Below are 7,602 nucleotides of genomic sequence, written 5' to 3' on the forward strand. Positions count from 1 at the left end.
CAGCGTGCCGGTCGCCTTGCGTCCGACCAGGATGGTATCGCCTTCCCTGATCTTCTGCAGCTTCGAGGTCAGCGGGCCGTCGGCGACCTTGATGGAGAAGAATTCCAGCGCTTCCTCGTGATTGGCGCTCGCCATCGAATAGGCGCGCAGCAGCGGACGGCCGTCGACCTCAAGTCCGATCATGGCGAACTGGCCGTTCTGGAATCGAAACCCCGAACTGCGGGTGGCGGTGAAGCTGAAAAGCGTATCGGTCCAGTGCCGGACGGAAAGAACTTTCTCTCGATGGAAGGCGCTCATATGTCCTGATTCTTCCGGTTGGGTGTTTTGGAGATGGCGGGTGAAAGGCCGTTGATTCTGCGCATCCGGCTGTTCACGCCTGCAGGCACACTGATCCGGCAAGGAACCATGACGCGCAATCGAGGACTGCAAACGCCGGTCGATTAGTTTCAAAGAAAAGCGCGTCTTCGCGGCAACTAATTGCTGTCGGACGCCGGCGCGAGCTGATGCAATGCCGACGGAGCAACCGGAATGTCCCAACCCGCCATCGCCTCGAACCCGTCAACGGCGTCAGCAGCCGCCCCGATGCAGGTCAGCATCAGCGAGGATCTAGCCTTTCTCGATCTTGCGATGGGCGACGGCAGCGCGATCCGCCTGACCGCCGAGCGCTTGCGCACCGCCTGCAAATGCGCGCACTGCATCCGGGCGCGGATCGACGGTGTTTTTCCGGAACGGTTCGACGGCATCGCCATTGTGCAGGCCGCGCCGGTCGGCGGCTATGCGGTCAATCTGGCCTTCTCGGATGGACACGCCCGCGGCATCTATCCGTGGACCTTTCTGCTCGGCCTCGGCGCCGCCTGAATCGACCGGGCCGGAGCCTCCAGAGCCCGTATCAAGTCTCACAGGTTCCGCTGAAAACGCCTGCAACGGGCTCAAAACCGATACTGGCACAAGGTTTGCTGCTCTTTTGGATCAATTCCAGATCTGGAGCGGCCGATGCAAACCTACACGGCAATCAATGCTGCACCCGACCCCGGAGTGAATGTGCCGCGGGTATCCGCGGCGCCGGTATCCAGCGGCCAGTCCCTGTTGCTGACCGAGAGCGCGCGTTCGCTCGGAGGGGCGCCCTCGCTGTTCGAGACGCTGTCGCCGCGCGATCGCGAAACCGTGCTTCGGCGCGGCCGGCGCAAGGTCCTCAACCGCGGCCAGACCCTGTTCAACCAGGGCACGAAGCACGACGGAATCTATCTGATCGAGACCGGGCGCATTCGGGTTTTCTATTCCGCGCCCTCCGGACGCGAGATCACGCTGGCCTACTGGCACCCCGGCAATTTCGTCGGTGGACCGGAAGTGTTCGGCGGCGGCGTGCATCAATGGTCGGGCGTGGCGACCAGCAACAGCTGTGTCGTGCAGCTTCCCGGCAAGGAGCTGCGGGCGCTGGTCACGGAAGTGCCCAACCTCGCGATCGGCCTGATCGAAGGCCTGACGTTCAAGGGCAAGTGCTACTCGGCGCTGGCGCAGATGCTCGGCACCCGCTCCATCACCGAGCGGCTGGCCCATCTGCTGCTGCACCTCGTCGAACTCTACGGCGTAAAGGACGCGGAAGGAATCCTGATCGGCGCGGCCTTCACCCATGCCGACCTCGCCCACATGGTCGGCGCCACGCGCCAATGGGTGACGATCAGCCTCAAACGCATGCAGGAAAAGGACATCGTGGTTTCGCGCAAATCGCGAATTGTCGTCCGGCGAATGGATCTCCTGAAAGAGATGAAAGGCCTCGGTGACTGATCGCATGCCTACAGATACGGCTCCGCGCAGCCGAATTGCTCAAGGAGTGGGCACCCGCTCTTTCCCGGCAACTAATCGACCGTTTGCATGAGACGACGTTTGCTCCCCGGGTCGGATCGACAAAGGATATCGAAAACAGGGGGAACTCCCGAAACGCGTCAACACCGAAAGGGTCTGCAATGGTTCGCTATTTGGGATTACGTTACTGTTCCGTCCTGAGCGCCGCCGCGGCACTGGCATTTGCCAGTCCGGCCATCGCGCAGACCACGGTAACGGTCGGCATCGGTACCCAGGACACCACCACCAACACCGTCACCACGGGCGTCATTATTCGCCAGCTCAAATTGCTGGAGAAGTACCTGCCCAAGGACGGCAAATACGCCAACATCAAGTTCGAATTCGAGTGGCAGAATTTCACATCCGGGCCTCCCGTCACCAACGGCATGATGGCGAACAAACTGCAGTTCGGCGCAATGGGCGATTATCCGCTGGTGGTGAACGGCTTCACTTTCGAGAGCAATCCGGAAAGCAAGAGCCGCCTGATCGCGGTCGCAGCCTATAGTCTCGAAGGCTCCGGCAACGGCATGGTCGTGCACAAGGACTCGCCCTATTACGAGCTCTCCGACCTCAAGGACAAACTGGTCAGCGTCCCCTTCGGCTCCGCCGCCCATGGCATGGTCCTGAAGGCAATGCAGGACCGCAACTGGCCGCCCAACTACTTCCAGCTCGTCAGCCAGAGCCCGGAGGTCGGATCGACCAACCTGCAGGAAAAGAAGATCGACGCCCACGCCGACTTCGTGCCGTTCGCCGAACTGCTGCCGTTCCGCGGCTTCGCGCGCAAGATCTTCGACGGCGTCGAAACCAACCTGCCGACCTGGCATGGCGTCGTGGTCCGCACCGACTTCGCGGAGAAATATCCGGAAGTGGTGGTCGCCTACATCAAGGCAATCGTCGCCGCTAACGCATGGGTGCGCGCCGATCCCAAGCTGGCGGCCGAGAAAATCCAGGAATGGACCGGCATCAACAAGGAAGTCGTCTACATCTTCCTCGGCCCCGGCGGCAACATGACCACCGACCCCACCATCAAGAAGCCGCTGATCGACGCCGCGGTGGTCGACGTCAAGGTGCTGCAGAATCTCGGCCGCATGAAGGAGTTCGATCCGACGAAATGGGTCGACGACAGCTATATTCGCAAGGCCTATGCCGAGTTGAAGCTGGACTACGAGGCCGAACTCAAGAGCACCAAAAACTACGAAGTCTCCGGCGAGGACAAGTTCTGCAAGAAGCCGATCGGCGAACCGCGCAAGGCCGGTGAGGTCTGGGTCGACGGCGAGGGCATCTCGCCCTACAGTAGTCCCGCCTGCACGCTTGGCGCCTATGCCGACATCAAGGCCAAGGGCAAGAAGATCAACGTCGCCTATGTGTTCGACACCGCGCGCGGCATCAAGCTGTTCGCCGACCAGGCCTTCTTCGCCGTGGCCGCCGACAAGAGCCAGATCGCGCCGTTTCTGCTGAAGAAGGACGCCGAAGCCTACGCGGCCAAGATCAACGGCAAGGTGCTCGGCTTCGAAGACGCCCTCAAGACGGTCGTCAGCGGGGGTTGAAAGTGGAAACCTTCGCCTTGCGACGCGAACAGCAAACTGCGACCGGGCCCGAGATCGGCGCTGAAACGTCCCATGTCCGGACGGTCCAGTCGCCGGCCGGCGCGCCGCCGCAGCTTGCGGCCTATCTGAGGCGCTGGCTGGCGCTGAACCGCCGCGGGCTGCGTGCCGTGCTGATCGGCGCCATCTCGCTGGCGCTGTTTCTGCTGGCTTGGCATCTGCTGACGGAAAATCGCGTCGTTTTCTTCATCCGCTTCACCAACGTGCCGTCGCCTTCGGCGGTCTATGAAAGCCTGACGCGGGCGATGCAGGATTCGACGTTCTTCACGCATGTCGTCCTGAGCTGCCGTCGCATCCTGTTCGGCTTTTCGCTGGCCGCCCTGATCGCGGTCCCGCTCGGACTGGTGATGGGCCGGTTCAGGGTCGCGCACGAAATCCTGTTTCCGGTCATGGAAGTGCTGCGCCCGATCCCTGCCATCGCATGGGTGCCGATGGCCATCATGTTGTGGCCGACCAACGAGCAGAGCATCATCTACATCACGTTTCTTGGATCGTTCTTTCCGATCCTCGTCAACACGCTGCACGGGATGTCGCTGGTCGACCCGGTGCTGGTGCGCGCCGCGCAGTGTCTGGGCGCCCGCGAAGTGTCGATCTTTCGCGAGGTCTACTTCCCCGCTTCGCTGCCGCACATCTTCACCGGCCTCACCGTCGGGATGGGCGTGGCCTGGGTATCGCTGATCGCCGCCGAGATGATCTCCGGCCAGTTCGGCATCGGCTACTTTACCTGGGAGGCCTACTCGCTGGTCCAGTACGCCGATATCGCGCTCGGAATGATCTGCATCGGTGTGCTCGGCCTCGGATCGAGTGCGTTGATCCGGGGACTTGGTCGCCTCGTCATGCCCTGGAATCGAACATGAACATAATGACTCCAACCCCGCCTTCGAAGGGCCGCGTCGACGTCGACAATTTCGCCCTGAGCTACGACACCCTCGAGGGTCCGGTCGAAGCGGTTTCCAACGCCTCGATCCACGTCAATCCCGGGGAATTCGTCTCGATCGTCGGGCCGTCCGGCTGCGGGAAATCCACACTGCTCAACGCGGTCGCGGGATTCCTCAAGCCTACCAGGGGCGGCGTCACCGTCGATGGCGAGCCGATCGACGGTCCCGGCGCCGATCGCGGCATGGTGTTCCAGCAATATTCGCTGTTTCCCTGGAAGACGGTGAAGGGGAACGTCGAATTCGGCCTGAAGATGAAACACCTCGACAAGTCCAGCCGCGACCGCGCCGCGCGCACATTGCTGGGGCTGGCCGGCCTGACCGCCTTCGAGAACAAGTATCCGGACAGCCTGTCCGGCGGCATGAAACAGCGCGTCGGCATCGTTCGTGCGCTGGCCACCGGGCCCAAGGTGCTGCTGCTCGACGAACCCTTCGGCGCGCTCGACGCGCAGACCCGGGTCATCATGCAGCAGATCCTCACCAACATGTGGCAGCGGCTGAAGATCTCGGTGCTTTTCGTCACCCACGACATCGACGAAGCCATCTTCCTGTCCGATCGCGTCTACTGCATGACCGCGCGGCCCGGCTCCATCAAGGCCGAGATCACCATCCCGCTGGAGCGGCCCCGGCACCAGTCGATGATGATGTCGTCGGAATTTCTCGGACTGCGCCGCGGCCTGATGTCGCTGATCCGGGAGGAAAGCATCAAGGCCATGGGCGGCGAGCTGAACGACCTGGCGCTGGACGGCCTGAGTATCGACCTGCACGGACAATCGCTCGCCGACGTGCTTTGAGGCGTTTCACCGGCCGGGCGCAGCGAGCGCCCGGCGGATCAGCTCCGCTTTCCCTTGCCCCTGACCGAGGTCAGGAGCGCCTTGTCGAGTTCGATGCGCTTCTCGAGAAATACCGTGACGGCCTTGATGCGCGCGATATGCAGCAGGTCTTCGTGCACCGACAGCCAGATGTCGCGCATGGAAAACAGTTCCGGCATCACCGGCCGCAGGTCGCGGTCGTTCGCTGCGACATAGGACGGCAGCATCGCGATGCCCTGCCCGTTGGCGACCGCGATGTACTGCGCGACCAGGCTGGTGCTGCGGAACACGGTGTGCGCGGGACGCAGGATGTCGGAAAGCCAGCGGTTCTCCTTGCTGTAGATATGATCCTCGATGAAATCGATGAAGGCGTGGGTCTCGAGTTCCTTCAGTGTCTTCGGATAGGGATGGTCGTCGAAATAATTGCTCGAGCTGTAGAGCGAGATCTTGAACTCGCCGACCTTCTTCACCGACAGCCGCTTGCCCTGCGGCCGGAAGAAGCTGACGAAGATGTCCGCCTCGCGCCGGCTGAGGTCGAGCAGCCGCGTATCCGTGATCAGTTCGACCTGGATCGACGGGTAGACCTTGTTGAAATCGCCGATGCATTTGGTGAGGTAGAAGCTTCCGATCCCCTCCATCGCCGCAATGCGTACCGCGCCGCCGGCATCCGCCTGCTCGATCCCGATGGCTTCCACCATGGAATTGGCCTGGCTCTCCATACCCTCGGCATATTGCAGCAGGCGCAGCCCGATTTCGGTCAGGGCGAAGCCGGACTTGCTGCGCTTGAACAGCGTGGAATTCAGGCTGCGCTCCAGTTCGCGGATACGCCGGCTTACCGTGGTATGATCGACCTTGAGCTTCTCGGCGGCGCGAACGAGGTTGCGCTGGCGCGCCACTTCCAGGAAGTAGACGACGTCGTTCCAGTCATAGCGAAGCTTGCGCTGCGGCTTGGCCACTCCCTTGACGATCCTTCGCGGCTGCCGGCGGCTCAAGCCGCCGGCCTTCGAATCGCGATCGAGCAGCACTCCCATGGCGGGTTAGGCTAGGCCGCGACGATCGGAGCGTATGTCTCAACCAGCCGGTTTGCAAACATGTCGACCTTCGGGATCATCAGCTTCTGGCGGCAGAGCGCGAGATCGATGTGCTTGGGCATTACCGCGCCGAGCTTCATCACCCGCGGCGCGGCGACATTGATATCCCATTGAGGGAAGCCGTTCGGCGGAATCACGACGCTGCCGCCGGGGTAAGGGCAGTCGGTGCGGTTGGCCAGCACGACCGCCACCCGGTTGTCCTCGGCGCGCGGCACCGCCAGCAATTCGCGCTCGAACGGCTCGCGCAGCGCGGCCGGCCACAGAATGATGTCGGCGCCGCCGATGGCGAGGCAGCGCGAGGTTTCCGGAAACACCGCGTCATAGCCCGACATCACGCCGATGCGGCCGAACGGCGTCTCGAACACCGGGTAGTCGAAGCCGGCGACCGCCCATTTGCGTTCCTCCGCGGTCAGGTGGGTCTTGCGATAGCGGCCGGTTTCCTTGCCGTCCGGTCCGACCAGCACCGTCGTCACATAAAGCCCGGCCGCCGCCCGCTCCACGATCGGGGCGGCGATCAGGCAGCCATATTTGGCCGCGATGGCCGAAATGCCGGACAGGTTCGCGGCACTCTGGTCCGCGAGCGCAGCCGCCTCCTTCGCGTCGAGAATGCATTCCGGAGAGAACGCGTATTCGGGCAGCACCAGGACCTTCACGCCCAGTTTGGCGGTGTGGTCGACCATGGCGAGCACATCGGCGACGGTGGTCTCGGCGGTAACGTGCATCTGCACGGCGGCGACCTTGGTCACGGATTTAGACGGGATCAGCGGCTTGTCGGCGACGCCGAACACCGGCGTCTTCTCATACGGCAGCGCCATGATTCCGTAGGTCTCGGGGCGCCGGTCGGCGATCTTGTCGTTGGCGGTGTAGATCGACTTGTCGGCGGCGGCGTCGAGATCGATGTCGGCGATCGACATGCCATGGGTGTCGTAGGGGACCTTGGACATCACCCTGCCCTTCGGGTCGACGATCATGCTGCCGCCCGGATAATAGATCGAGCGCTCATAGCCGGCCTTGGTGGCGGCGACCAGCCACACGCCGTTTTCGTAGGAACGCGCCGGCCCCCACATGTCGGCCTGGTCCATCGCGAAGAAATTCGCCATGTCGACGATCACCTCGGCGCCCTGCATCGCCATGGCGCGGAAGATTTCCGGAATCCGGCCATCGAAGCAGATCAGCAGGCCGATGCGGCCGAGATCGGTATCCACCACCGGGCAACCGCGCTCGCCGAAGCTGAACCAGTTCTGGTCGTGGGTGGCGAGGAACTGCTTGTGGTAATGGCAGGCGAGCTTGCCGTTGCGGTCGAACATGATCCCGCTGT

General features: G+C 62.8%; 8 protein-coding genes. 5 read left to right on the plus strand and 3 right to left on the minus strand.

Annotation, left to right across the window (positions count from 1 at the left end; genetic code table 11):
- Window positions 1-297, minus strand: a 297-nt coding sequence (locus tag Q8R73_RS16965; RefSeq protein ID WP_305720706.1) for an FAD-binding oxidoreductase, incomplete at its 3' end; no start/stop codon positions are given.
- 231 nt (window positions 298-528) lie between these two features.
- Between Q8R73_RS16965 and Q8R73_RS16970 the strand changes: the two genes are divergently transcribed.
- The 5 genes from Q8R73_RS16970 (at window position 529) to Q8R73_RS16990 (ending at window position 5,175) form a co-directional block, all read left to right on the plus strand.
- The gene (locus Q8R73_RS16970; protein WP_305720707.1) at window positions 529-858 is read left to right on the plus strand and encodes a gamma-butyrobetaine hydroxylase-like domain-containing protein; all 330 of its coding nucleotides are present in this window, start codon (window positions 529-531) and stop codon (window positions 856-858) included.
- A gap of 135 nt (window positions 859-993) precedes the next feature.
- Window positions 994-1,785: a Crp/Fnr family transcriptional regulator gene (locus Q8R73_RS16975; RefSeq protein WP_305720708.1), complete on the plus strand. Its 792-nt coding sequence runs from the start codon at window positions 994-996 to the stop codon at window positions 1,783-1,785.
- 179 nt (window positions 1,786-1,964) lie between these two features.
- Window positions 1,965-3,389 (plus strand): ABC transporter substrate-binding protein, encoded by a 1,425-nt coding sequence (locus Q8R73_RS16980; protein WP_305720709.1) that lies wholly within the window; start codon window positions 1,965-1,967, stop codon window positions 3,387-3,389.
- Between the two features lie 125 nt (window positions 3,390-3,514).
- Window positions 3,515-4,303, plus strand: a complete 789-nt coding sequence (locus Q8R73_RS16985; protein WP_305720713.1) for an ABC transporter permease — start codon at window positions 3,515-3,517, stop codon at window positions 4,301-4,303.
- Window positions 4,300-5,175 (plus strand): ABC transporter ATP-binding protein, encoded by an 876-nt coding sequence (locus Q8R73_RS16990; protein ID WP_305720710.1) that lies wholly within the window; start codon window positions 4,300-4,302, stop codon window positions 5,173-5,175. Before Q8R73_RS16985 ends, Q8R73_RS16990 begins: the two co-directional genes overlap by 4 nt.
- A gap of 38 nt (window positions 5,176-5,213) precedes the next feature.
- On the opposite strand, the gene Q8R73_RS16995 is transcribed toward Q8R73_RS16990, so the two are convergent.
- Window positions 5,214-6,224, minus strand: coding sequence for a LysR family transcriptional regulator (locus tag Q8R73_RS16995; RefSeq protein ID WP_305720711.1), 1,011 nt, complete (start codon window positions 6,222-6,224; stop codon window positions 5,214-5,216).
- A gap of 11 nt (window positions 6,225-6,235) precedes the next feature.
- The coding region (locus Q8R73_RS17000; RefSeq protein ID WP_305720712.1) for a carbon-nitrogen hydrolase family protein at window positions 6,236-7,602 on the minus strand (1,367 nt) is incomplete at its 5' end.

The organism is Bradyrhizobium sp. (genome assembly GCF_030697065.1).
Taxonomy (GTDB): domain Bacteria; phylum Pseudomonadota; class Alphaproteobacteria; order Rhizobiales; family Xanthobacteraceae; genus Bradyrhizobium.

Bases quoted from the DNA above. Each gene is read 5' to 3' on its own strand.
- Q8R73_RS16970 (WP_305720707.1), top strand. From the start codon at position 529: ATGTCCCAACCCGCCATCGCCTCGAACCCGTCAACGGCGTCAGCAGCC.
- Q8R73_RS16975 (WP_305720708.1), top strand. From the start codon at position 994: ATGCAAACCTACACGGCAATCAATGCTGCACCCGACCCCGGAGTGAAT.
- Q8R73_RS16980 (WP_305720709.1), top strand. From the start codon at position 1,965: ATGGTTCGCTATTTGGGATTACGTTACTGTTCCGTCCTGAGCGCCGCC.
- Q8R73_RS16990 (WP_305720710.1), top strand. From the start codon at position 4,300: ATGAACATAATGACTCCAACCCCGCCTTCGAAGGGCCGCGTCGACGTC.
- Q8R73_RS16995 (WP_305720711.1), bottom strand. From the start codon at position 6,224: ATGGGAGTGCTGCTCGATCGCGATTCGAAGGCCGGCGGCTTGAGCCGC.